Genomic DNA, 23,371 nt, shown 5'->3' with positions numbered 1-23,371 from the left:
TGGGGTGTTGTGCGCAAGATCTGGCTGCTGATGCTGGGGGCCTTCACATTGGGGCTCGACGCCTATGTGATGGCCGGGCTGCTGCCGGTGGTGGCGGCCGACCTGGGGACGAGCGTCTCCCTCGCGGGGCAGATGGTCACCGTCTTCACCCTCGCCTACGCCGTGAGCGCGCCGCTCGTCGCGGGGATGGCGTCGGGCGTGCGCCCCCGGGTGCTCATCATCGGCGCGCTCGGCGTCTTCACCCTCGGCAACGCGATGACCGCCCTCGCGCCGGGGCTCGCGGTGCTGCTCCTGTCCCGTGCCGTCGCGGGCGTCGGGGCCGGGGTCTACTCCGCGCTGTCCACCGCTGCCGCCGCCGCGCTCGTGCCGGGGGAGCGGCGTGGCCGTGCGCTCGCCCTGGTGATGGGCGGGATGAGTTCGGGCACGGTGCTCGGGGTGCCGCTCGGTGTGCTGCTCGCCGGACACGCCGGGTGGCGCGCCACGATGTGGGGCGTGACCGTGCTCGGCATGGTCGCGCTCACGGGGCTCGCCGGGTGGCTGCCGACCGTGCCCGCCGACCCGCCGGTGCCCGTGCGGGCCCGGCTCGCCGCGCTCACCGACCGCGGTGTCGTACCCGTCGTCGGTGTCTCCTTCCTCGGGGCGATCGCGAGCCTCGGCCTGTACACCTACCTCGCGCCGGTCCTCGACGCTGCGGGCGGCGTGGGGGAGGGCGACGTCGCGCCCTACCTGTGGGCCTGGGGCATCGGCGGGGTCATCGGCAGCGTCGCCGCCGGGCCGCTCGTGGACCGTACGGGAAGGGCGGTCGCCCTGGTCGGCGGTCTGATGGCGGCCCTGGTCGTCGCCGTCGGCACGCTTCCGCTGCTCGGCGCCGCGGCCTTCCCCGCGCTCGTCGTCTGGGGCGCGGTGGGCTGGGCGCTCCAAGTCCCCCAGCAGCACCGCCTCCTGGCCCTGCGGGCGGAACGCGGGACGGTGGCCCTGGCCCTCAACAACTCCGCGCTGTACCTGGGCAGCGCGGTGGGGTCCGCTCTGGCCGGTCTCGCCCTGTCGGCGGGACTCCCGGCCGACCGGCTGCCCTGGGCGGCGGCCGCGGTGGCGGCGGCGGGGCTGCTGCTGCACGCCGCGACCGGTGCGCGTGCCCGATACGGGCGCAGCCGATGCCCGGACCCGGCAGGCGTAGGTACCCTTGGATGCCATGAGCACTCTTGAGCCCGAGCCCGAGCGCGGGGCAGGTACGGGGACCCTCGTAGAGCCGACGCCGAAGGTGTCGCACGGTGACGGCGACCACGAGCGCTACGCGCACTACGTCCAGAAGGACAAGATCATGGCGAGCGCGCTCGACGGTACGCCCGTCGTGGCGCTCTGCGGCAAGGTGTGGGTGCCGGGCCGTGACCCGAAGAAGTACCCCGTCTGCCCCATGTGCAAGGAGATCTACGAGTCCATGGGCGCCGGTGGCGACAAGGACAAGGGCGGCAAGGACGGCAAGAAGTAGCGTCCGGACCTGGTCCACTGCCTGCTGTGCGGAGGGGCGTTGCGTGTGCCGCAACGCCCCTTTTGCGTTGTGCAATCGCGTGGAAGTCTCGCCGCATGACCTTTGAGGAACTCATCCCGGCGCCCGCACGCGCCGAGGGCCGCGGCCCGCACGGCGAAGGCTTCGTCCTCGACGCGTCGACCCTCCTCGACGCCTCCCCCGGCACCGAGTCCACCGAGCGCTGGCTGCGCTCGGCCCTCGGCGCCGCACTAGGGCTTCCGCTCGCCCCCGGTGTGCAGGGCAGCGCGGTCGCGCTGCGCATCGACGACGCCCTCGCCCCCGAGGCGTACCGGCTCGCTGTCGCCGAGGGTGGTGTGGAGATCCGGGGAGGTGCCGCCTCCGGCGTCTTCTGGGGAGCGCAGACCTTGCGCCAGCTGCTCGGCCCCGAGGCGTTCCGGCGGGCCCCGATCGGCTCCGGGCGGCAGTGGACCCTGCCCCTGGGTGTGATCGAGGACGCCCCGCGTTTCCGCTGGCGCGGCATGATGCTCGACGTGTCCCGGCACTTCATGCCCAAGGACGGCGTCCTGCGCTATCTCGACCTGCTCGCCGCGCACAAGCTGAACGTCTTCCACTTCCACCTCACCGACGACCAGGGCTGGCGCATCGAGATCAAGCGCCACCCGAAGCTCAGCGAGGTCGGGTCCTGGCGGCCGCGCTCCAAGTGGGGGCACCGCGCGTCCGAGCTGTGGAACGAGACTCCGCACGGCGGCCACTACACGCAGGACGACATCCGCGAGATCGTCGCGTACGCCGATGCCCTGCACATCGCCGTCGTACCCGAGATCGACATCCCGGGGCATTCGCAGGCCGCGATCGCCGCGTACCCGGAACTCGGCAACACCGACGTCGTCGACACCTCCTCCCTCGGCGTCTGGGACACCTGGGGCGTCAACCCCAACGTCCTCGCGCCGACCGAGGAGACCCTCCGCTTCTACGAGGGCGTCTTCGAGGAGGTGCTCGAACTCTTCCCCTCCACCTTCATCCACGTCGGCGGCGACGAATGCCCCAAGGACCAGTGGAAGCAGTCGCCCACCGCGCAGGCCCGCATCAAGGAGTTGGGGGTCGGTGACGAGGACGGGCTTCAGAGCTGGTTCATCCGGCACTTCGACAAGTGGCTGTCCGCGCGCGGGCGTCGGCTCATCGGCTGGGACGAGATCCTGGAAGGCGGGCTCGCGGAGGGCGCCACCGTGTCGTCCTGGCGCGGGTACGGGGGCGGCATCGCGGCGGCCAAGGCCGGGCACGACGTCGTCATGTGTCCCGAGCAGCAGGTGTACTTGGACCACCGCCAGCACGGCGGAGCCGACGAGCCGGCCCCCATCGGGTACGTCCGCACCCTTGAGGACGTCTATCGCTTCGAGCCGCTGCCACCGGAGCTCACCGAGGACGAGCGCGGGCATGTTCTCGGTACGCAGGCCAATGTGTGGACGGAAGTGATGGAGTACCACGCACGCGTGGACTACCAGGTGTTCCCGCGTCTCGCCGCCTTCGCCGAGGTCGCCTGGAGCGCGCTCCCCGACCCCGCCGAGCGCGACTTCGCGGACTTCGAGCGGCGAATGACCTCTCATTACATGCGACTTGATGCCCTCGGCGTCGACTACCGGCCGCCCGGTGGCCCGTTGCCGTGGCAGCGCCGCCCGGGTGTGCTCGGACGCCCGATCGACGGGTCGCCCCCAAACGTGTGAGAGGCACCCCAGAGAGCGTGTGTCGGGCCGCCCGCGCTGGGACCGTGGGCGGCCGGAAGAAAGTCGTACAAGGTTCACCGAAGAGTGGCAATTCCCCCCGACCGGTGAGGGCGTGCGAAACCGGCACATCTCCCAGGTCTGCGGATGAATGTCTCCTAGCGGACCCCCGCGCCGAGGGCCGGGGAACATGTGCCAGAGTTGCCACGTCCGGGCAGTGAGCACGTACCGTACGGCGGAACAGGCGTAACGGTGGGAACGGCGAGAAAGCCGCCGGGCATCGGGAAGGGGCAGCCGGTTTTGACCACGCACGCACCGCAGGCGGCGCTCACCGCGCACACGGCGAAGCTGCCTGGAACGCTCGACGAGGCCGTGGAGGCACTCGCCGCGATGCCCGCCGCCGTGCCCGTCGCCGGCGGCACCGATCTCATGGCTTCGGTCAACGCGGGGCTCCTGCGTCCCGCCGCGCTCGTCGGCCTCGGCCGCATCAGCGAGATCCGCGGCTGGCAGTACCAGGACGGTCACGCGCTGCTCGGCGCCGGACTCACCCACGCCCGCGTGGGGCGGCCCGACTTCGCGGCCCTGTTCCCGGCGCTCGCGGCAGCCGCGCGCGCCGCGGGACCCCCGCAGATCCGCAACGCGGGCACGCTCGGCGGCAACATCGCAAGCGCGGGCCCGACCGGTGACACGCTGCCCGTCCTCGCCGCCCTGGAAGCCGTACTGATCATCGCGGGCCCCGGCGGCGCACGCCGCGAGGTGCCCGTCTCGCATCTGCTCGCCGGGATGGACATGCTCCGGCCCGGCGAACTCATCGGCTTCGTACGCCTTCCGCTGCTGCACGCGCCGCAGGTCTTCCTGAAGGCGACGGGACGTACAGGACCCGGCCGGGCCATCGCGTCCGTCGCGCTCGTGCTCGACCCCGCGCGGCGCGGGGTGCGCTGCGCGGTCGGCGCCGTCGCACCGATGCCGCTGCGGCCCCTGGAGGCCGAGCAGTGGGTCGCCTCGCTGATCGACTGGGACGGCGAGCGGGCGATCGTGCCGGAGGCGCTGACGGCCTTCGGCGAGTACGTCGCCGCCGCGTGCATCCCCGACCAGCCACCGGCGGATGACGGCTCCCCGCAGCCGCATCCGCCCGCCGTACTGCACCTGCGGCGCACCGTCGCCGCGCTGGCCCGACGGGCACTGGGGAGGGCGCTGTCGTGAGTGACGACCAGGACAACAACGGGGGCTGGCAGCCGCACCCGCAGGGCGAGTACGACTCCGACGCCACTGCCTTCGTGCAGCTGCCGGAAGGCCTCCTGGACGGCTCTCCGCTCGCCGCGCCCGGCCACGGCTATGTGCCGCCGCAGATAACGGTCACGCCGACGACCGCCGACGCGACGGATCCGGCGGCCACCGGGACCTGGGTCATGCCGGCTGATGTGACCGGGGCGGGGGCGGCTTCCGGTGTGCAGGGCGGGCAGGGTGTGCAGAACGTGCAGTGGCCGGTTGCCGGTGAGGTGCCGGCCGAGCCGTCCGCTCCGTCTGCTCCGTCTGCTCCGTCCGTTTCATCCGCTCCGTCCGTTCCTGAGCAGGCGTACGACCATGGGGCCACCGGGCAGTGGAGCTTCCATGAGGCCGAGGCGGCGGCGCCCGCGCCCGTCGATGTCACCGGGCAGTGGTCGATTCCCGTCGCCAATGGTGATCTTCCGGATGAATCGGGCGAGTTCACGACGTCCTCGCTCGCTGCTCAGTGGGGCGGTACGCCGCCCGCGACGCTGCCGGGCGGGGCGGCCGCTCCGTGGGCGACGGGGGGTGCCGGGGCGGGTGAGCCGTGGTCTCCGGAGCCGCAGCCGCAGCCTGAGCCCCAGCCGGAGCCGCAGGTCGCCGCCGAGGTCGAGGTGGAGCCCCAGGTCGCGGTCGAGCCCGCGCCGGCGCCTCAGCCTGCGCCCGCGCCTGTCGCTGAGCCCGAGCCTGTGCCCGAGCCCGTAGCGGCCGAAGTGACCGACGACGCCCCCGTGGAGTCGCCCGAGGCCCCGGCCGCCCCGGCCGCGGAAGCCGAAGCGGAGGCCGAAGCCGCCCCCGAAGACCCCCCGTCGACCTCCGCCGACCTCGGCGACGAGCACCCCCTCTGCTCGTACGTCCTGCGCGTCAACGGCACCGACCGCCCCGTCACCGACGCCTGGATCGGCGAGTCCCTGCTCTACGTGCTGCGCGAGCGCCTCGGCCTCGCGGGCGCCAAGGACGGCTGCTCGCAGGGCGAGTGCGGCGCCTGCAACGTCCAGGTGGACGGGCGCCTCGTCGCTTCCTGCCTGGTGCCCGCGGCCACCGCCGCCGGCAGCGAGGTGCGCACCGTCGAGGGCCTCGCCGCCGACGGTCAGCCATCCGACGTGCAGCGCGCGCTCGCCGCCTGCGGTGCCGTCCAGTGCGGTTTCTGCGTACCGGGCATGGCGATGACCCTGCACGACCTCCTGGAGGGCAACCCCGCCCCGTCCGACCTGGAGACCCGCCGCGCCCTGTGCGGCAACCTCTGCCGCTGCTCCGGCTACCGGGGTGTGCTCGACGCCGTGCACGAGGTGGTGGCCGAGCGCGAGGCGTCCGCGGCCGCCGCCGAGCCGTCGGGCCCCGACGACCCGCCGGACGTCCCGCGCATCCCGCACCAGGCGGGCCCCGGCGCCGGCGGGGTCAACGCGGCGGCGTACGACGGAACGTACGAAGGCCCCGGAGCGTACGAAGGCCCCGGAGAAGGACCAGGAACGTACGAGGGACCATACGGCCAGGACGGAGGCCAGGCGTGAGCAACGAAGCCGCGGGGGGCGCGAGCACCGCGACCGCAGCGGAGCCGCAGCCCGGCCCGGAACCCCTGCCGCACGGCATCGGCGCATCGCTGCCGTCCGCCGAGTCCCGCGCCAAGACCGAGGGCACGTTCCCCTACGCGTCCGACCTGTGGGCGGAGGGGCTGCTCTGGGCGGCCGTCCTGCGCTCCCCGCACGCGCACGCGCGGATCGTGTCGATCGACACGTCGCAGGCGCGCGAGATGCCGGGCGTGCGGTCCGTCGTCACGCACGAGGACGTGCCCGGCGAGGCGCTGCAGGGCCGCAAGACCCCGGACCGTCCGGTCTTCGCCTCCGATGTCGTACGCCACCACGGCGAGCCCATCGCCGCCGTCGCCGCCGATCATCCGGACACGGCGCGGATGGCCGCCGCGGCGATCTTCGTCGAGTACGAGGTGCTCGAGCCGGTCACCGACCCGGAGAAGGCTTTCGCGGCCGAACCCCTGCACCCCGACGGCAACTTGATCCGGCACATCCCGCTGCGGCACGGCGACCCGGAGGCTGCGGGCGAGCTCGTCGTCGAGGGTCTGTACCGCATCGGCCGTCAGGATCCAGCGCCGATCGGCGCTGAGGCGGGGCTTGCCGTGCCGCGCCCCGACGGGGGAGTGGAGCTGTACATCGCCTCCACCGACCCGCACACCGACCGCGACATGGCCGCGTCCTGCTACGGCATCGACCCCGGCATCGTGAAGGTCGTCGTGACGGGTGTCCCCGGCGCGACCGCCGACCGCGAGGACGCGAGCTTCCACCTGCCGCTCGGTCTGCTCGCCCTGACCACCGGCTGCCCGGTGAAGCTGACCGCGACGCGCGAGGAGTCCTTCCTCGGGCATGCCCACCGCCACCCGACGCTGCTCCGCTACCGCCATCACGCGGACGCCGAGGGCAAGTTGGTGAAGGTGGAGGCGCAGGTCCTGCTCGACGCGGGTGCGTACGCGGACACGTCGTCGGATGCGTTGGCAGCGGCTGTTTCGTTTGCGTGTGGACCGTATGTGGTGCCGAACGCCTTTATTGAAGGCTGGGCTGTGCGTACGAACAATCCGCCGTCCGGGCATGTCCGGGGCGAGGGTGCCATGCAGGTGTGCGCGGCGTACGAAGCCCAGATGGACAAGATCGCGAAGAAGTTGGGCATCGATCCGGCCGAGGTGCGGCTGCGCAACGCGATGGCCACCGGGGACATCCTGCCCACCGGCCAGACCGTGACGTGCCCGGCGCCGGTCGCGGAACTCCTCACCGCGGTACGGGACTTCCCGCTTCCCGAGCTGCCGAAGGACACGCCCGAGGACGAGTGGCTGCTGCCTGGTGGCCCTGAGGGTGCGGGGGATCCTGCGGCCGTGCGGCGGGGCGTCGGCTATGGCCTCGGGATGGTTCAACTCCTGGGCGCCGAGGGTGCGGACGAGGTTTCCACGGCCACGGTGAAGGTCCAGGACGGTGTCGCCACGGTGATCTGTGCGGCGGTCGAGACGGGGCAGGGTTTTACGACTCTGGCTCGTCAGATCGTTCAGGAGACGCTGGGGATCGATGATGTGCGGGTCGCGCCGGTGGACACTGACCAGCCGCCTGCGGGGCCGAGTTGCCATGGTCGCCACACGTGGGTTTCGGGTGGTGCGGTGGAGCGTGCGGCGAAGATGGTGCGTACGCAGTTGCTGCAGCCTCTTGCCCATAAGTTCGGTATGTCCACTGAGCTCCTTCAGATCACCGACGGCAAGATCACGTCGTATGACGGGGTGTTGTCGACGACGGTGACGGAGGCGATGGACGGCAAGGAGTTGTGGGCCACGGCGCAGTGCCGGCCGCATCCGACGGAGCCGTTGGATGCTGCCGGTCAGGGTGATGCCTTTGTGGGGATGGCGTTCTGTGCGATCCGTGCGGTGGTCGATGTCGATGTAGAGATCGGTTCGGTGCGGGTCGTTGAGCTGGCGGTGGCTCAGGATGTGGGGCGCATTCTGAATCCGGCGCAGTTGAAGACGCGTATTGAGGCGGGTGTTACGCAGGGGGTGGGGGCGGCGTTGACGGAGAACTTGCGGACGCCGCGGGGGCTTGTTCGTCACCCGGATTTGACGGGCTATGCGCTGCCGACTGCCTTGGATATTCCTGACATTCGCATCGTGAAGTTGGTGGAGGAGCGGGACGTCGTCGCTCCCTTCGGTGCGAAGGCGGCCAGTGCGGTGCCGGTTGTTGCGTCGCCGGCGGCGGTTGCTTCTGCGGTGCGGGCGGCTACGGGCCGTCCCGTCAACCGGCTGCCGATTCGGCCGCAGGCGGCGGTGGCTACGTGATGTCTTCCTCCTTGGCGGGCGGTGTCGTCGTCATTACCGGGATCATGGCTTCCGGTAAGTCCACGGTGGCGCAGGCGTTGGCTGAGCGGTTGCCGCGGGCGGCGCATGTGCGGGGTGATGTGTACCGCCGGATGATCGTGTCCGGGGGACAGGAGTACGAGCCTGGCGCCTCGGGCGAGGCGGAGGCTCAACTCCGGTTGCGGTACCGGTTGTCGGCGTCGACGGCGGACGCGTACGCGGATGCGGGCTTTGTCGCGGTCGTCCAGGACGTCATTCTGGGCGAGGAGTTGAAGGCGTACGTGGAGCTGTTGCGTACGCGTCCTGTGTACGTTGTCGTGCTTGCCCCGCGGCCGGATGCGGTCGCCGCGCGGGAGGCGGGGCGTGGGAAGACGGGTTACGGGGCCTGGACGGTTGAGGATCTGGACGCGGGGCTGCGGGGTGGGACCCCGCGGGTCGGGTTGTGGCTGGACAGTTCTGATCTGACGGTGGACGAGACCGTGGACGCGGTTCTGGCGGGGCTGGACGAGGCGCGGATCTCTTAGTGACCCGGCGGTTTGTTGCCGGGCATCCCGCGGGGGCTTTGCTGGGCCGGTGGTGGTGTTCTTGCCGGGGCCGCCCGGTTGTCCTGAGGTTGGCGGTTCCGGGCCGGGAGTCAAGGGCGCTCCTTCGTCGCGTCGGCTTCGCCGATTCCGCTTCGCTTCACCCTTGACACCCAACCCTCCACCGCGAGAAGGAAGACGACCGGGCGGCCACGAAGCGGGGCTCTCGGGACTGCGGGGATGGGTCATCCGGCTTCGCTGCCGGGTGCGGACTAGTTCGTCGCAGCGTGCCGCCGGCTGAAGGGGCGGGAGGGGTGCGCGGTCCGCTCGGGGATGGGTGCCGGTTTCGTCAAGCGTCTGCCGACCGGATCGCCCGGCCCTGACCGGGGGAGAGGGGGGTGTGGGGAACCTACTTCGGCAAAGTTGCGTTTCGCAGTGCCGCGCGCCCCCCTTGTGCCAGAACACTACTTTTCCAAAGTAGGTCCCCCACCCCCACCCGAGACGGGTGATGGTCACCTCGCAAGCGACGGCCACCCCGGAAGATCGGCCGGTAGACGCTTGACGAGACCGGGACCCGTCCCCGGACCGGCCGCGCACCCCTCCCACCCCTCCAACGGGCAGCGCTGCTACGAACTAGTCCGCACCCGGCAGACAAGCCGGATGACCCGCCGGGTGGTCCCCGTGAGCCCCGCTTCGTGGCCGCCCGGTCGTCTTCCTTCTCGCGGTGGAGGGGTGGGTGTCAAGGGTGAAGCGAAGCGGAATCGGCGCAGCCGACGCGACGAAGGAGCGCCCTTTACACCCGGCCCGGAACCGCCAACCTCAGGACAACCGGGCGGCCCCGGCGCCAATGAACCGCCGGGTCAGCGTGCTCTGGCACAAGGGGGGCGCACGCGTTGCGTAAGGCGCACCCTGGGGAAAGTCCGTTGCGGGGTGGGGGATGGGCGGCGGAGAGTGAGGGGCATGAGTATCCCCATCGCTCTGCCGCCGGGGCTGACCGTGCGGTCGGCCACGTATGACGATGCGGTGAACGTGTGCGCGCTGCTCAATGAGATCGATCTGCTGGAAATCGGGCGAGCCGAGACCGAACTGGTCGATGTTCAGGCCGACTTGAGGCATCCGGAGACCGATCTGGATCGGGACTCGTGGGTGGCGTTCGACGGTGAGCGGCTGGTCGGGTACGGGCTGATGTGGGATGAGTCCGGTGGTGAGCGGGTCGACATCGATCACTATTCGTTGCCTGATCACCCGCAAAGTGCCCTGTATCTGCTCGATCTGATGCAGGCGCGGGCCGTTGAGCAGGCCGCTGGCAATGGGGCGGAGCAGGCCGTGGTCCATATGACCCTCAGCGTCAACCCCACCCTGGACCTGCAGGCCCTGCGTGGACGGGGCTGGCGCGTGGTCCGCCGTTACCACGTGATGGACCGGCCTCTGTCCGTCTCGGCCGATCAGCCGGTGGCGCCACCGCCCGGTGTCACATTGCGGTCCTGCCTGGCCGAGGACGACCGGCGCCGTGCCCATGCGCTGGTCCAGGCGTCCTTCGCCGAGCACTTCGACTTTCAGGCGCGGACGTATGAACAGTGGCTGGACGACCTTGACGGCGAGCGGGTCGACTGGGCGTTGATCTGGATCGCCCATGTGGAGGGGCTGGGGGACGCGGCTGTCGTGCGTACGCACAATGACCGGTCGTCGATGGCCTGGGTCGGTCATCTCGGCGTTCTGCGCGAGGCCCGGGGGCGTGGGCTTGGCAGCTTTCTGCTGCGTCACGCCTTCGGGTACTACGCCGCGTTGGGGCGTGAGCGGATCGGCCTCGGCGTGGACACCGACAACAGCAGCGGGGCGCTCGGTCTGTACGAGCGGCATGGCATGCGGCTTGACTTCGCCGCCGATACTTGGGAATTGGTCCGTTCCGTCTGACGGCAGCACGTCACGCCCGGGAGCCCTCCGCCGGGCTTGACGTGCTGTCTGCTGCCTGCCTAGGGCTGGTTGCTTGCTACTTGCCGAAGTACGCGTCGTAGATCGACAGCGTTGACTTGTTGCCCTGCTTGTCCGTGAGGTTTGCGCGGAGTGAGATTGACTTGCCTGCGGCAGGGTTCTTGACGGTGATCTTCCCTTCCGTGACCGGGGTCTTCTTCCATGTCCGGCCGGCGTCGTAAGAGGCGTACACCGTGAGGGACTTGAGGTTCCCCGGGCCTGCGGCCGGACCCTGGACCTTCAGCGGGATCGACTGCCTCGCGCCTGCCGGGGCCGTGCTCGCCAGGCTCAGCTTCGGGGTGAAGCGGACCGTGGATGCCGGGAGTTGTGCGTTCTCTGCCCTTGCGGAGCTGAACGTCCAGCTCGCGTCCACGCGTGTTGTCACCCGCGACAGCTTCGTGCTGCGCTTCATGGACGTCGTCAGCCTGTAGTCCGCCTCACCCGCGGGGACCTTGAAGGGCCTGCTGCCGGTCACCGGATCGTCGTTCTCGGCGATCTTCGTGCCGTTGCGGTACAGCGTCGACTTCCCTGCCGAGTATTCGGACGAGCCCAGGTGGCCCTTGCCGTCCGCGATGAGGGGGATGTCGGCGCCCAGCTCGTCGCCCTTGCGGGAGATGCCCGTGCCGGCGCCGAGAGCGGGGCCGAAGACGCCGGTGTTGAAGGTCTCCCGGTAGGTCTTGCCCGCCTTGAAGGTCTTGGGCGGGAAGGCCGCCCAGAAGCCTTCCACCATCGGATCGCCTTGCTCGTCCTTGTCGCCGTACTGCTCGAATTCGAAGTGCCACTTCGTCGCGTCGAGCGCGGACAGGTGCAGCGTCCTGGTGCGCGGCAGCTTCTGCTCCGGCAGGATCCGCGCGGTGCCGGTCGCCCCCGGGACGTGGCCGAAGGGGAACACCGAACCCTTCCGGCCGGGGGACGACGCGCCCATGCCGACCTTCACCGTGGCGAAGTCGGCGGGCTCGAGGCGCTTGGTGTAGCCGGTCGCCAGCTTCTTGACCTCGCCGCCGAAGAACATGTCGTACTGAGTGTCCGCGCCCTTCGTCCACGTCGCGAGCCACTGCTGGTTGAAGCCGTCCGGGGCCTCAGGGCCGAGGTGCGCGGTGCGCAGGCCCTTGTCGGATTCGCCCATGGGGATCCCGCTGTAGTCCTGGTACCTATAGCTGGAGCTGGCGGAGATCTGTTTGGCGCCGGGGACCGCGAGTTTGACGTCGACCGGCTTCGCCTTGCGGGCGTCCAGCGTCACCGTCATGTCCTTGTCGACGGTCAGCTTCGGCCGGACCAGCCAGTCTGTGCCCTTGGCGGTGTTGTCCGGGTCGACGAAGACCGACCAGTCCATGAGGTAACTGCCGTTCGCCACCCGCACCTTGGCCGTGCCGGACTTGTCGTACGGGAAGAAGTGTTGGCTCTTGTCGCCTCCGGTGACGGCCGTGAGCAGCGGCTCGTAGTGCGGCGCCGGCTTCCCGTCGCGGCCGATCGTCTTGATCGTCACTTCGTGCCGCTCGATCTCACGGTCGACCACGGCCGCCGTGCGGACCGTCTGGCCCGCGCCGGTCGCCACGACGTACGCCGAGTACGTCCCGACGGCCGCGCCGCCGAGCTTCGTGTCGGCGGTCAGGTCGACGGCCGCCGTGCCGCCCGCGGGGACCTTCACGGTCTTCGCGCCCAGCTTGAAGAAGCCCGCCGGGGCCGGATCGCCCTTGGGGTTCGTGGCCTGCACGGTGAGGTCCAGGGTGATGGCCTCGCTGCCGGTGTTCTTGTACGTCACCTTCTTGGTGACCGGCTTGTCGTCGGTGTGCGGCCACTGCTGGGTGCCGTAGTTGAGGGACACGGGCTTGGCGACGACGGTTTGCTTCATGGCCCTGTCGACGGCTATGCGTCCCGAACCCTGCTGGTACGGCGTGTACTTGTGGCCGCCGTCCTTCGTGGATGCGGTCAGCGCACCCTTCAGTTCGGCGTGCTTCCAGTCCGGGTGCTGCTGCTTCAGCAGGGCGGCCGCCCCTGCCACGTGCGGGGTCGCCATCGACGTACCGGAGATTGTCAGGTAGCCCTCGGGCTTCTGGCCGACCTCCTTCTCGATGATGCTGCCGGGTGCGGCGGCCGCGGTGATGTCCACGCCGGGGGCCGTCACGTCGGGCTTGATGGCGCCGTCGCCGACGCGCGGGCCCTGGCTGGAGAACTCGGCGAGCTTGTCGTTGTCGTCGACCGCGCCGACGGCGAGGGCCGCGTCCGAGCTGGCGGGCGAGTCGACGCTGCCGGGATACCCGTAGTTGCCCGCGGCGATCGTGAAGAGGATGCCCTTGTCCTTGGAGAGCTTGTTCACGGTGGCTTCGAGCGGGTCGACATCGGGGTCGTCCTCGCCGCCGAGGCTGAGGTTGACGATGTCGGCGCCCTGGTCGGCCGCCCACTCCATGCCGGCGATGATCCCGGAGTCGTCACCGGAGCCGCCGTCGTCGAGGACCTTGCCGTTCAGGAGTGTGGCGCCGGGTGCCACGCCCTTGAGCTTGCCGCCGGACTTGGCGCCCGTGCCCGCCGCGATGGAGGCGACGTGCGTGCCGTGGCCGTAGCGGTCCTTGGTGTCGGGCGAGGTCGTGAAGTTCTTCTCGGCGCCGACCTGGTTCTTGAGGTCCGGGTGGGGTGCGTCGACGCCGGTGTCCAGGACGGCGATCTTGACGCCCTTGCCGTCTAAGCCGGCCTGCCACGCCTTGGGTGCGCCGATCTGCGGCACGCTCTTGTCGAGGCTCGCCTTGCGGGTGCCGTCCAGCCAGATCCGCTCGATGCCGGACGCGGTGGAGCCGCCCCGCTCGGCGGTGAGGGCCTTCCACAGGTCGGGTGCGTCCCGCTTCGGGGTCGTGATGGCGTCGGCGTTCAGGGTCTTCAGGGTCCGGCGGACGGTCGTGTCACCGGCGGCCCGCAGATCGGACCGGGACCCGGCGGCGCCCTTGTAGTCGACGATCAGCTTGAGGCCCTTCTGCTGGGCCCTGCGGTTGTCCTTCTTGCTCAACTCGGTGATGTCGAAAAGGCGTTGGTCGAGCTTGCCAGTGGTGATCAGACGCTGTGCGTCGGCCGGGATCACCAGTGTGTGGCCCGTCGGCGTACGAAGCGTCCGTACGGGTATGCGCTCGCGTCCCTCGGCCGGTTCGATCGCGGTGACGCGGCGCTTGGCGTCGACGCTCACGCGGTCGCCGGTGATGAGGGTGATGCGATGCCTGGCGGTGGCGGGCGTGTGCGCCTCGCCCTGTGCTGCCGTTGCTGTCGCCGCACGCTCGCGGTCGCGATCCGCCTTCGCCGCTGCCGGGCCGGTCATGCCCGAGGCGAGGGCAACGGCGGTGGCCGCGGCCATGGCGGCCGTGCACGCTCTCTTCGCGTGAATACGCAATTCTCCCCCTGGAGTCGAGGTGCCAATCGGTGTGGCAGAACTGTCTCCGGAATATGTGGAGAAATGCGAGGGGCAGCCCAACTCCGTTACTGGAACGAGTAGTTGGAGTTACGTGTTCGTGTGGTTCCCAGGAGAAAATGAGAGATGCTTCACGGGAACCCGGCGCAAGGAAAAGGGAATGAAAAAGAGGTGACTCCAAGGGAGTCACCTCTTCGTTCGGAGGCGCCGGTACGCGCTCCGGCTTGGGCCGGTTCTTTGAGGCCGTGGCGGGAATCGAACCCACGTAACTCGCTTTGCAGGCGAGTCCCTAAACCACTCGGGCACACGGCCAAGTCGCTGACTCGACCCCTCGAACGTAGCCGTGGCCGTCGGTGCCGCTCAAGGGGTCAGCCACGGCTGCAACGGGACTGCCATATGGCGTTCATGAATGGGGGGTGGGCGGGGCGGTTCCGATTTCCGCCCAGATTGTCTTGCAGGGGGCCGGTCCCGGTTCCGTACCCCACCGGTCGGACAGTGCCGCGACCAGGAGCAGCCCTCTGCCCGACTCGGCCTCTGGGGAGGGTGGTTGGGGTTCGGCCGGCGGGTGGCGGTCCGCCCGCGCGTCGGTCGCCTCGATGACGTACGCATCCGGGAACGGGGGATCGTAAAGTTCTTGGCATGAGCAGCCCAAACGACGCCCAGGAGCCCGTCTTCGTCCGCAGCAACTGGGGCACGAGCCGGTACGTCTTGAACGCCAACAGCCCTGTGGGGCTGTTCCTCATCGTGGTGCTGCTGCTCCTCGCCGGTGGCGGGGTCTATTACTTCTACGCGAGTACGCGGTGGAGCGAGGGTGAGCTCCGTGATGCCGTATACGCGGTCACCGACGAGCTCGACGGCGCTTACGACGACAGTCCGGAGGGACTCGAGAGCGGCTACGGCAGTGGCTACGCGGGGCGCATAGAACGTGCCATCGAGGCCACCGGTGAGGGGCCGGCCCATGCGATCGGACTCCGCGTGCATGAGGCGTCCGACGACCGCTACGAAGTCAGCACCGCCCACACCAAGGACGTCTACTGCATGCACGTCTCGCGCACGGACTATCTCGTGAGCGCCGAGGTCGCCGACGGCACTTGCTGATCCGCGGGGAGTCGGAGGCGTACGACCAACGGACCAGCGGATCACCGCCTCCGGACAGGGGTCACCGGTCGCTACGGCCCTTACGCTGGCCGGCATGACCGCCCTGGAACCCGGTGACACCGACGTCACCCCCGACGTACCGACACCGATATCGCCGCCCGAGGGCTCCAAGGGTGGAGGAGTGCTGCGCAAGCCCTATCGCGCGCTCAGCTTCGGCATCGTCTCCGTCGTTCTGCTCATCGCCTTCGAGGCGACCGCCGTCGGGACCGCCATGCCGGTCGCCGCCCGTGAGCTGGACGGGGTGTCGCTGTATGCCTTCGCCTTCTCCGCCTACTTCACCACCAGTCTCTTCGGCATGGTGCTTGCCGGGCAGTGGGCCGATCGGCGCGGGCCGCTCGGGCCGCTTGCCGGCGGGATCGCCGCCTTCGCCGCGGGGCTGCTGCTCGCCGGGACCGCCGGGGCCATGTGGATGTTCATCCTCGGGCGGGCCGTGCAGGGGCTCGGGGGCGGGCTTGTCATTGTTGCGCTGTACGTCGTTGTCAGTCGGGCCTATCCGGAGCATCTGCGGGCGTCCATCCTCGCTGCGTTCGCGGCCAGTTGGGTCGTGCCGTCCGTCGTCGGGCCGCTGGTCTCCGGGACCGTCACCGAGCACCTGGGGTGGCGCTGGGTCTTCGTCGGGATCCCTGTTCTTGTTGTCGGGCCGCTCGCGCTCGCGCTGCCCGCCATCCGGCGCACCGCCTCCGGGCCCGTCGACCCCGCCGCCCCCGTCGAGGCCTTCGACCGGCGGCGCATCCGGCTCGCCCTGGGGATCTCGCTGGGGGCCGGGCTCCTGCAGTACGCGGGGCAGGATCTGCGCTGGCTGTCGCTGCTCCCTGCGGCGGTCGGTGCCGCCGTACTCGTCCCGGCCGTCCTCGGGCTGCTGCCCCGCGGGACCTATCGGGCTGTGCGCGGGCTGCCCTCCGTCGTGCTGCTGCGCGGCATCGCCGCGGGGTCCTTCATCGCCGCCGAGTCCTTCGTGCCGCTGATGCTGGTCACCGAGCGGGGGCTCAGCCCGACCATGGCCGGGCTCTCGCTGGCGGTGGGCGGCGCCACCTGGGCGCTCGGGTCGTACGTACAGTCGCGGCCGCGCATGGAGCCGCACCGGAGCAAGCTGATGGTGGTGGGGATGGTGCTTGTCGCCTCCGCCATCGTCGCCGCGCCCAGCGTGCTGATCCATGCCGTGCCCGTGTGGATCGTCGCCGTCGCCTGGGCCTTCGGCTGCTTCGGCATGGGCATGGTCATCGCATCGACCAGCGTGCTGCTGCTCAGGCTCTCGGCGCCGCAGGACGCGGGCGCCAACTCCGCCGCCCTGCAGATCTCCGACGGCCTCTCCAACGCCCTGCTGCTCGCCGCCGGAGGGGCCGCCTTCGCCGCGCTGGGCGGCGGGATGGTGGGCGCGGGGCACGGCGTGGGCGAGGCGGGCGGGTCCCATCCGGCGGCCTTCGTCGCCGTCTTCCTGCCGATGGCGGCAGTCGCCCTGGTGGGGGCGTGGGTGGGGACGCGGCTCAAGGAACGTATGGACTGAGCGGGTCATGTGACACCCGTCGCACCCGGCCCGGACTCCGCATTGTCGTCGGCCTCGCGTCAACACATCACCGGTAAGGTGGCCCGGTTGTCGTACGTACCCGATCGTCAAAAACGGAGACCGTGACTACCACCGCCGCCTCCTCGTCCGCCGCCTCCCACCACCTCTCTCCCGCCTTCCCCGGCCGGGCCCCGTGGGGCACGGCCAACAAGCTGCGTGCCTGGCAGCAGGGTGCGATGGAGCGGTATCTGCAGGAGCAGCCGCGTGACTTCCTCGCCGTCGCGACGCCCGGCGCCGGCAAGACGACCTTCGCGCTGACGCTCGCGTCCTGGCTGCTTCACCACCATGTCGTGCAGCAGGTCACCGTGGTCGCGCCGACCGAGCACCTGAAGAAGCAGTGGGCGGAGGCCGCGGCCCGTATCGGCATCAAGCTGGACCCGGAGTACAGCGCGGGCCCGCTGAGCAAGGAGTACCACGGCGTCGCGGTCACGTACGCGGGTGTGGGCGTGCGGCCCATGCTGCACCGCAACCGCGCCGAGCAGCGCAAGACCCTCGTCATCCTCGACGAGATCCACCACGCGGGGGACAGCAAATCCTGGGGCGAGGCCTGCCTTGAGGCGTTCGAGCCCGCCACGCGGCGCCTGGCGCTGACCGGTACTCCGTTCAGGTCCGACACCAACCCGATCCCCTTCGTCACGTACGAGGAAGGGAACGACGGCATCCGGCGGTCCTCCGCCGATTACACGTACGGATACGGGAGTGCCCTCGGCGACGGGGTCGTGCGACCCGTCATCTTCCTCTCCTACTCCGGCAACATGCGGTGGCGGACGAAGGCGGGAGACGAAATCGCCGCGCGGCTCGGCGAGCCGATGACCAAGGACGCGATCTCGCAGGCCTGGCGGACGGCCCTCGACGCGCGCGGTGAGTGGATGCCGAACGTGCTCAAGGCCGCCGACCAGCGGCTCACCGAGGTCAGGAAGGCCATCCCGGACGCGGGCGGGCTCGTGATCGCGTCCGACCAGGACTCCGCGCGGTCCTACGCCAAGCTGATCCGGGAGATCACCGGGACGAAGGCGACGGTCGTCCTCTCCGACGACACGGGCGCCTCGAAGCGGATCGACGACTTCAGCGACGGGAACGACCGCTGGATGGTTGCGGTCCGGATGGTGTCCGAAGGCGTCGACGTCCCGCGTCTCGCGGTGGGTGTGTATGCCACCACGATCTCCACTCCGCTCTTCTTCGCGCAGGCCGTGGGGCGTTTCGTGCGCTCACGGCGGCGCGGCGAGACGGCGTCCGTCTTCCTGCCCACCGTCCCCGACCTGCTCGGCTTCGCCAACGAGATGGAGGTCGAGCGCGACCATGCGCTCGACAAGCCGAAGAAGGAGGGGGAAGAGGACCCCTACGCCGAGTCCGAGAAGGAGATGGACGAGGCGAACAAGGAGCAGGACGAGGACACGGGGGAGCAGGAGCAGTTCTCCTTCGAGGCGCTCGAGTCCGACGCCGTCTTCGACCGGGTGCTTTTCGACGGCGCCGAATTCGGCATGCAGGCCCACCCCGGGAGCGAGGAGGAGCAGGACTATCTCGGCATCCCCGGCCTGCTCGAACCCGACCAGGTGCAGATGCTGCTCCAGAAGCGGCAGGCCCGGCAGATCGCGCACAGCAAGAAGCGGCCGGACGAGGAAGCGGATCTTCTTGAACTCCCGGCCGAGCGGCGGCCCGTGGTCTCCCACAAGGAGCTGCTCGAACTGCGCAAGCAGCTGAACACGATGGTCGGCGCGTACGTCCATCAGAGCGGCAAGCCGCACGGCGTGATCCACACGGAGCTCCGCCGCACCTGCGGCGGCCCGCCGAGCGCGGAAGCGACGGCGGGACAGCTGCGGCAGCGCATCGCGAAGGTCGGGGAGTGGGCTACGCGGATGCGCTGAGCTCGCTGAGGTCCTTGCGCAGGCCCGCCACGGAAGGGTGTGTTCCATGTGGAGAGGTGGTGCACACCACACTGCCCGCGCTCCGCGTAATGGGGCAATGAGGGGCGCAGCTCCCATCGCGGTGCCCGGATTCTGGACGGAGTCTTCCGCTGAGCGGGACGGCCTCGCTACTGTCCCCGCAACGTAAACGCCCCGTGGCAGCGCCGCCGCGGAGCGCAGCCGGAGTTCCGACCGGCGGCCTCTGACGCGCGTCGCCCACGGGACCGGCGACGCAACCGCCGCGTAAAGGGGCCGTCGACTCTCACCTAAGGAGTGGGCGTCGTGACCGCGGAGACTTCCCAGACGCTCGACCGAGGACTGCGTGTCCTCAAGTTGTTGGCCGATACCGATCATGGACTCACCGTCACCGAGCTGTCCAACAAGCTCGGTGTGAACCGCACCGTGGTGTACCGGCTGCTCGCCACCCTGGAGCAGCACGCGCTGGTCCGCAGGGACCTGGGCGGCCGGGCCAGGGTGGGCCTCGGGGTGCTCAGGCTGGGCCGCCAGGTGCATCCGCTGGTGCGGGAGGCCGCGCTGCCCGCGTTGCGCTCGCTCGCCGAGGACATAGGTGCCACCGCGCACCTGACGCTGGTGGACGGCACGGAGGCCCTCGCCGTCGCCGTGGTCGAGCCGACCTGGACGGATTACCACGTGGCCTACCGGACGGGCTTCCGGCACCCCCTCGACCGCGGGGCCGCGGGGCGGGCCATCCTCGCCGCCCGGCAGGGGTCGGGCACCGATCCGGGCTATGCGCTGACCCATGGCGAGCTCGAAGCCGGCGCGAGCGGGGCTGCCGCCCCGCTGGTGGGTGTGACCGGCATAGAGGGGAGCGTCGGCGTCGTCATGCTGGCGGACTCCGTGCCGGAGCGGGTGGGGCCGCGGGTGGTGGACGCGGCCAGGGAAGTGGCGGATGCCTTGCGCTGAGGCCGCGCGGGCGAACCGTCGATCACCGGCTTCGCCGAGTTCGTCCTCAGCCTCCCCCAAGCTCTTAAAGAGCAGGGGGACTCCCTCGACAGGCTCAAATATTGGGCACCTGGATCGTCACGTTAGATTGATCCCGTGTTCTCCCTCTCCAGCCTCTCGCGCCCCAAGGCCCTCGGCGTCTGCGCCGTCCCCGTGGTCGCCCTGCTCGCCGTCGCGGGCCTGGCGCCGCTGCCGTTCGCCGTGGCCCAGCCGGGGTCGACGGCGAACGTACTCGGGGAGAGCGAGGGCAAGCGGGTCATCACGATCACCGGCGCCCCCACCCGGGAGCCCAAGGGGCAGCTGCGGATGACGACGATCGTCGCCACGGGCCCCGAGACCGACGTCAGCCTCGGCGACGTGGTGGACGGCTGGTTCCGTACGGACCGGTCCGTGATGCCCAAGGACTCGGTCTACCCCACCGGCGACGACGTGAAGGAAGTCGAGAAGCACAACCTCGGCGACATGAAGAAGTCGCAGGACACCGCCACGCGGGCCGCGCTCGCCTATCTCGACGAGAGCGGCGTGGACGGCACGGACAAGGTGAAGGTCGACGTCGACCTCGGCAAGATCGGCGGCCCCAGCGCGGGCCTCTTCCTCTCCCTCGGCATCATCGACCTCATCGACGGCAACGGCAGCGGCGGCGACCTCACCGGTGGCCGCGACATCGCGGGCACCGGCACGATCTCCGCCGACGGCAAGGTCGGCCCGGTCGGCGGTGTCTCCATGAAGACACAGGCCGCGAGGCGCGACGGCGCCACCGTCTTCCTGGTCCCGAAGGCCGAGTGCGCGGACGCGGAGGCGGAGAAGCCGAAGGGGCTTCAGCTGATTCCGGTCACGACGCTTGAGGGCACGATCGAGTCCCTGCGGGCCCTTGATAAGGGCGGGAAAGTTCCGAGCTGTTGACGAGCCAGAGGCCCAACTCGACCATCCGCCAGCCGAGTTGAGTACGCAGTTGGGGTCGGGACTTCCGTAAGGGTGCCGCTCTGTGGAGTTCGGCGGCGCGGGCGTGGTGCATCAGGAGATGGATGTCTGCGTGCATCGCTTGCGGAGCCCTCTCAGTCGGGTCGTCGCGTCGGGAAGACGTGGGTGTGGATGCGTACGAGTTCGGCCTCCGGGTCGTCATCGGCGGGGGCCGATTCGCGGTAGCTCTCGATCAGTTGATGGACCTTCGCGTCCAGCTCGCTCGCCAGCGCCGGGGTGAGTCGCAGGGTGTGGTCACTGATGTCCGCGCTGGACTGCCACTCCTCGGGCCACTCATGGCTCGTGCCGACCCAGGTGGCAAGTCCCTCGGCGTGAAAGGCCGCGACGTGCTGCATGTAGAGCGCCGCCGCCCCGCGCACCACCGGGTCCGCGTCGCGGGCGAGCCTGTCGTTGAACACGGTGGTTTCGTGCGCCGCCCGCCACCACCGCTCACGCCCCTTGCCGTGCTCGGGGGCGTCCTCGACGAAGCCGTGTGCCGCGAGCTGGCGCAGGTGATAGCTGGTCGCGCCGCTCGACTCCCCGAATCTGGCGGCGAGTTGGGACGCGGTGGCCGGGCCGTCGATGCGCAACGAGCCGAGCAGCCGCATCCGCAAGGGGTGCGCGATGCCCCGCAGGGAGCGGGCGTCGAGCGTACGGACCTTCCGGCCCTCGGGGTGCTCCGTCATATCGGTGAGCGTAGACATGCAAAGACTCCGTTGCAACGGTTTCTCTGCAACGAAGTCTTTGCAACTCCCTTGATGATCCCAGGAGTTGGGACTACTCCTTGATGAACCCCTCCTCGATCAGCCAGTCCTTGGCCACCTCATGCGGATCCTGCCCGTCCACATCCACCTTGGAGTTCAGGTCCTGCGCCACCGTGTTGTTCAGCCTCTTCGTGATGGGGGCCAGGACCTCCGCCATCTCGGGGTGCTCCTTCAGCGCCTTGCTGTTGATCTCCGGAGCCGCGTTGTAGTTGGGGAAGAAGTGCCTGTCGTCCTCCATCGGCGTCAGGTTCATCGCCTTGATGCGGCCGTCGGTGGTGAAGACCTCGCCGTACGTGCACGTCCCCTTGGCGGCCTGGGTGTAGATGATCCCGGTGTCCATCTTGGTGATGCTGGAGTTCGGGATGCTCATCCCGTACGCCTTCTGCATGCCCGGCAGACCGTCCTCGCGCGAGGCGAACTCGCTCTCCACGCACAGCGTGACCGCCTTCGGGTCCGACTTGGCGAGGTCGGCCACGTCGGACAGGGTCTTCGTCTTGTACTTGGCCCTGTTCTTCTGGTTCATGGCCAGGGCGTAGGTGTTGTTCAGCGTGGACGGCGCCAGCCAGGTGATGCCGTTCTTCAGGTCCGCGTCGCGCACCGCCTGCCACTGCTGCTGTGGGTCGTCGATCGGCTCGGAGTTGCCCTGGTACGTGATCCAAGCGGTGCCCGTGTACTCGTACATGCCGTCCGCGTCACCGTTCTTGACGGCCTCCCGGGCACCGATCGAGCCCTGGATGCCCGTCCGGTCGAGGACATCCGCACCGGCCGCCTCGAAGGCGATGCCCATGATCGCGCCGAGGATCAGCTGCTCCGTGAACTCCTTGGAGGTGACGGTCAGATCGGCGCCCTTCAGGGGAAGCCCCTCGCCGATCGTGCCCGGCTTGACGTCGTCCACCATGGGGCTGCCGCTGGTGAGCCCGCAGCTCACGAGCAGGGCCACGCCAAGGGCGCCGACCGCCGCCGTACGCAACGTAACCCTCATGACCCCGCCTCCAGCCCGCGCGGACGAAGCACCAGTTCGGCCAGGGAGGCCAGCCAGTCCACAAGGAGCGCGAGCGCGATCGTCAGGATCGAGCCGAGCATGAGCACCGGCATCCGCTGCGTGGTGATGCCGGTGGTGATCAGGTCGCCGAGACCGCCGCCACCGCCGAACGTGGCGAGTGTCGCCGTGCCGACGTTCAGGACCAGCGCGGTGCGCACACCCGCGAGGATCAGCGGTACGGCCAGCGGGAGTTCGACCTTGCCGAGGACCCCCCACGCCGACATGCCGATGCCGCGCGCGGCCTCCATCAAGGTCGGGTCATTGGCGTTCAGGCCCGCGATCGTGTTGGACAGGACCGGAAGCACGGCGTAGATGATGATGCCGATCAGGGCCGCCTTCTCGCCGATGCCGATCCAGATCACGAGCAGGGCCAGGAGACCGATCGCCGGGGTCGCCTGGCCGACGTTGGCGACGGCCATGGCGACGGGCGCCGCCTTGCGCAGCTTCTTGCGGGTCAGCAGGATGCCCAGCGGGATCGCGATGATCAGCACGAAGAAGGTGGAGATCGCCGTCAGTTGGATGTGCTGGCGGAGTCTGAGCCAGACATTGCCGTCCGCCAGGGCGTTCGTGGCGATCGAGTCGAGCTCGGCCTGCTCGAACCACCACCAGGTGAGGAGCAGGATCACCGCGAGCACCGAGGGCAGGAAGGTGAGCTTCAGCCAGCCGATCCGCCGCTCCTTGCCCGTGTCCGCCGGGGGCCCCGGCTCCGGCTCGCCCTCGCCGGAGTCGCGGAACGGGTGACCCTTGACGTCGTGCTCGCCCTCGGGCCGGTCGTCGTCGGCGCCGTTGCCGTTGCCGTTGCCGATGCCGTTGCCGTTGCCG

General features: G+C 70.0%; 17 protein-coding genes and 1 tRNA gene. 13 read left to right on the top strand and 5 right to left on the bottom strand.

The annotated features are described in order from the left end of the window. Positions 1–9 precede the first annotated feature (9 nt). The 8 genes from AB0G47_RS09950 to AB0G47_RS09915 all read left to right on the top strand — a co-directional run bounded on the left by AB0G47_RS09950 (position 10) and on the right by AB0G47_RS09915 (position 10,746). A complete protein-coding gene (locus AB0G47_RS09950) occupies positions 10–1,206 on the top strand; it encodes an MFS transporter (RefSeq protein WP_360766260.1) in 1,197 nt (398 codons plus the stop codon). Next, positions 1,193–1,489, top strand: coding sequence for a DUF3039 domain-containing protein (locus tag AB0G47_RS09945; RefSeq protein ID WP_135336496.1), 297 nt, complete (start codon positions 1,193–1,195; stop codon positions 1,487–1,489). The genes AB0G47_RS09950 and AB0G47_RS09945 overlap by 14 nt, the downstream gene beginning before the upstream one ends. Positions 1,490–1,584: 95 nt before the next feature. After that, positions 1,585–3,210 carry a beta-N-acetylhexosaminidase gene (locus tag AB0G47_RS09940; protein WP_360766256.1) on the top strand — a complete coding sequence of 542 codons (1,626 nt, stop codon included), beginning with the start codon at positions 1,585–1,587 and terminating at the stop codon, positions 3,208–3,210. Positions 3,211–3,507: 297 nt separating this feature from the next. Then, the gene (locus AB0G47_RS09935) at positions 3,508–4,410 is read left to right on the top strand and encodes an FAD binding domain-containing protein (protein ID WP_266866457.1); all 903 of its coding nucleotides are present in this window, start codon (positions 3,508–3,510) and stop codon (positions 4,408–4,410) included. After that, a complete protein-coding gene (locus AB0G47_RS09930; RefSeq protein ID WP_360766253.1) occupies positions 4,407–5,984 on the top strand; it encodes a (2Fe-2S)-binding protein in 1,578 nt (525 codons plus the stop codon). Before AB0G47_RS09935 ends, AB0G47_RS09930 begins: the two co-directional genes overlap by 4 nt. Next, the gene (locus AB0G47_RS09925) at positions 5,981–8,293 is read left to right on the top strand and encodes a molybdopterin cofactor-binding domain-containing protein (RefSeq protein WP_266866461.1); all 2,313 of its coding nucleotides are present in this window, start codon (positions 5,981–5,983) and stop codon (positions 8,291–8,293) included. Before AB0G47_RS09930 ends, AB0G47_RS09925 begins: the two co-directional genes overlap by 4 nt. Further along, a complete protein-coding gene (locus tag AB0G47_RS09920; protein ID WP_360766250.1) occupies positions 8,293–8,835 on the top strand; it encodes an AAA family ATPase in 543 nt (180 codons plus the stop codon). Before AB0G47_RS09925 ends, AB0G47_RS09920 begins: the two co-directional genes overlap by 1 nt. Before the next feature lie 957 nt (positions 8,836–9,792). Further along, complete coding sequence (locus AB0G47_RS09915) at positions 9,793–10,746, top strand: GNAT family N-acetyltransferase (protein WP_360766248.1); 954 nt, start codon at positions 9,793–9,795, stop codon at positions 10,744–10,746. A gap of 76 nt (positions 10,747–10,822) precedes the next feature. On the opposite strand, the gene AB0G47_RS09910 is transcribed toward AB0G47_RS09915, so the two are convergent. After that, positions 10,823–14,140: a S8 family serine peptidase gene (locus AB0G47_RS09910; protein WP_360766245.1), complete on the bottom strand. Its 3,318-nt coding sequence runs from the start codon at positions 14,138–14,140 to the stop codon at positions 10,823–10,825. A gap of 294 nt (positions 14,141–14,434) precedes the next feature. Next, positions 14,435–14,506, bottom strand: a tRNA-Cys gene (locus AB0G47_RS09905). Positions 14,507–14,833: 327 nt separating this feature from the next. Here AB0G47_RS09905 and AB0G47_RS09900 point away from each other — a divergent pair. The 5 genes from AB0G47_RS09900 (at position 14,834) to AB0G47_RS09880 (ending at position 20,686) form a co-directional block, all read left to right on the top strand. Continuing rightward, positions 14,834–15,292 (top strand): hypothetical protein, encoded by a 459-nt coding sequence (locus AB0G47_RS09900; protein WP_360766242.1) that lies wholly within the window; start codon positions 14,834–14,836, stop codon positions 15,290–15,292. A gap of 94 nt (positions 15,293–15,386) precedes the next feature. Next, positions 15,387–16,856, top strand: coding sequence for an MFS transporter (locus AB0G47_RS09895; protein ID WP_360766240.1), 1,470 nt, complete (start codon positions 15,387–15,389; stop codon positions 16,854–16,856). Between the two features lie 122 nt (positions 16,857–16,978). Beyond that, positions 16,979–18,781: a DEAD/DEAH box helicase gene (locus tag AB0G47_RS09890; protein ID WP_360766237.1), complete on the top strand. Its 1,803-nt coding sequence runs from the start codon at positions 16,979–16,981 to the stop codon at positions 18,779–18,781. Between the two features lie 321 nt (positions 18,782–19,102). After that, the gene (locus AB0G47_RS09885) at positions 19,103–19,744 is read left to right on the top strand and encodes a helix-turn-helix domain-containing protein (RefSeq protein WP_135330836.1); all 642 of its coding nucleotides are present in this window, start codon (positions 19,103–19,105) and stop codon (positions 19,742–19,744) included. A 135-nt stretch (positions 19,745–19,879) separates the two neighbouring features. Next, positions 19,880–20,686 (top strand): S16 family serine protease, encoded by an 807-nt coding sequence (locus AB0G47_RS09880; protein WP_360766234.1) that lies wholly within the window; start codon positions 19,880–19,882, stop codon positions 20,684–20,686. 152 nt (positions 20,687–20,838) lie between these two features. Here the strand turns inward: AB0G47_RS09880 and AB0G47_RS09875 are convergent, their stop codons facing one another. The 3 genes from AB0G47_RS09875 to AB0G47_RS09865 form a co-directional block, all read right to left on the bottom strand. Then, complete coding sequence (locus tag AB0G47_RS09875) at positions 20,839–21,429, bottom strand: helix-turn-helix domain-containing protein (protein ID WP_360766231.1); 591 nt, start codon at positions 21,427–21,429, stop codon at positions 20,839–20,841. A 91-nt stretch (positions 21,430–21,520) separates the two neighbouring features. Then, a complete protein-coding gene (locus tag AB0G47_RS09870; RefSeq protein WP_360766230.1) occupies positions 21,521–22,489 on the bottom strand; it encodes a glycine betaine ABC transporter substrate-binding protein in 969 nt (322 codons plus the stop codon). After that, positions 22,486–23,355 carry an ABC transporter permease gene (locus AB0G47_RS09865; RefSeq protein WP_360766598.1) on the bottom strand — a complete coding sequence of 290 codons (870 nt, stop codon included), beginning with the start codon at positions 23,353–23,355 and terminating at the stop codon, positions 22,486–22,488. Before AB0G47_RS09865 ends, AB0G47_RS09870 begins: the two co-directional genes overlap by 4 nt. Between the last annotated feature and the right edge of the window lie 16 nt (positions 23,356–23,371).

The sequence above is a fragment of the Streptomyces sp. NPDC021622 genome (assembly GCF_040640795.1).
Classification (GTDB): Bacteria; Actinomycetota; Actinomycetes; order Streptomycetales; family Streptomycetaceae; genus Streptomyces.
The sequence above is the reverse complement of the archived record's forward strand: the minus strand, read 5'-3'. Positions and strand labels throughout refer to the sequence as shown.

Coding starts and splice junctions, on each gene's coding strand:
- AB0G47_RS09945 (WP_135336496.1), top strand. CDS start 1,193: ATGAGCACTCTTGAGCCCGAGCCCGAGCGCGGGGCAGGTACGGGGACC.
- AB0G47_RS09940 (WP_360766256.1), top strand. CDS start 1,585: ATGACCTTTGAGGAACTCATCCCGGCGCCCGCACGCGCCGAGGGCCGC.
- AB0G47_RS09920 (WP_360766250.1), top strand. CDS start 8,293: ATGTCTTCCTCCTTGGCGGGCGGTGTCGTCGTCATTACCGGGATCATG.
- AB0G47_RS09915 (WP_360766248.1), top strand. CDS start 9,793: ATGAGTATCCCCATCGCTCTGCCGCCGGGGCTGACCGTGCGGTCGGCC.
- AB0G47_RS09910 (WP_360766245.1), bottom strand. CDS start 14,140: ATGGCCGCGGCCACCGCCGTTGCCCTCGCCTCGGGCATGACCGGCCCG.
- AB0G47_RS09900 (WP_360766242.1), top strand. CDS start 14,834: ATGAGCAGCCCAAACGACGCCCAGGAGCCCGTCTTCGTCCGCAGCAAC.
- AB0G47_RS09895 (WP_360766240.1), top strand. CDS start 15,387: ATGACCGCCCTGGAACCCGGTGACACCGACGTCACCCCCGACGTACCG.
- AB0G47_RS09875 (WP_360766231.1), bottom strand. CDS start 21,429: ATGACGGAGCACCCCGAGGGCCGGAAGGTCCGTACGCTCGACGCCCGC.
- AB0G47_RS09870 (WP_360766230.1), bottom strand. CDS start 22,489: ATGAGGGTTACGTTGCGTACGGCGGCGGTCGGCGCCCTTGGCGTGGCC.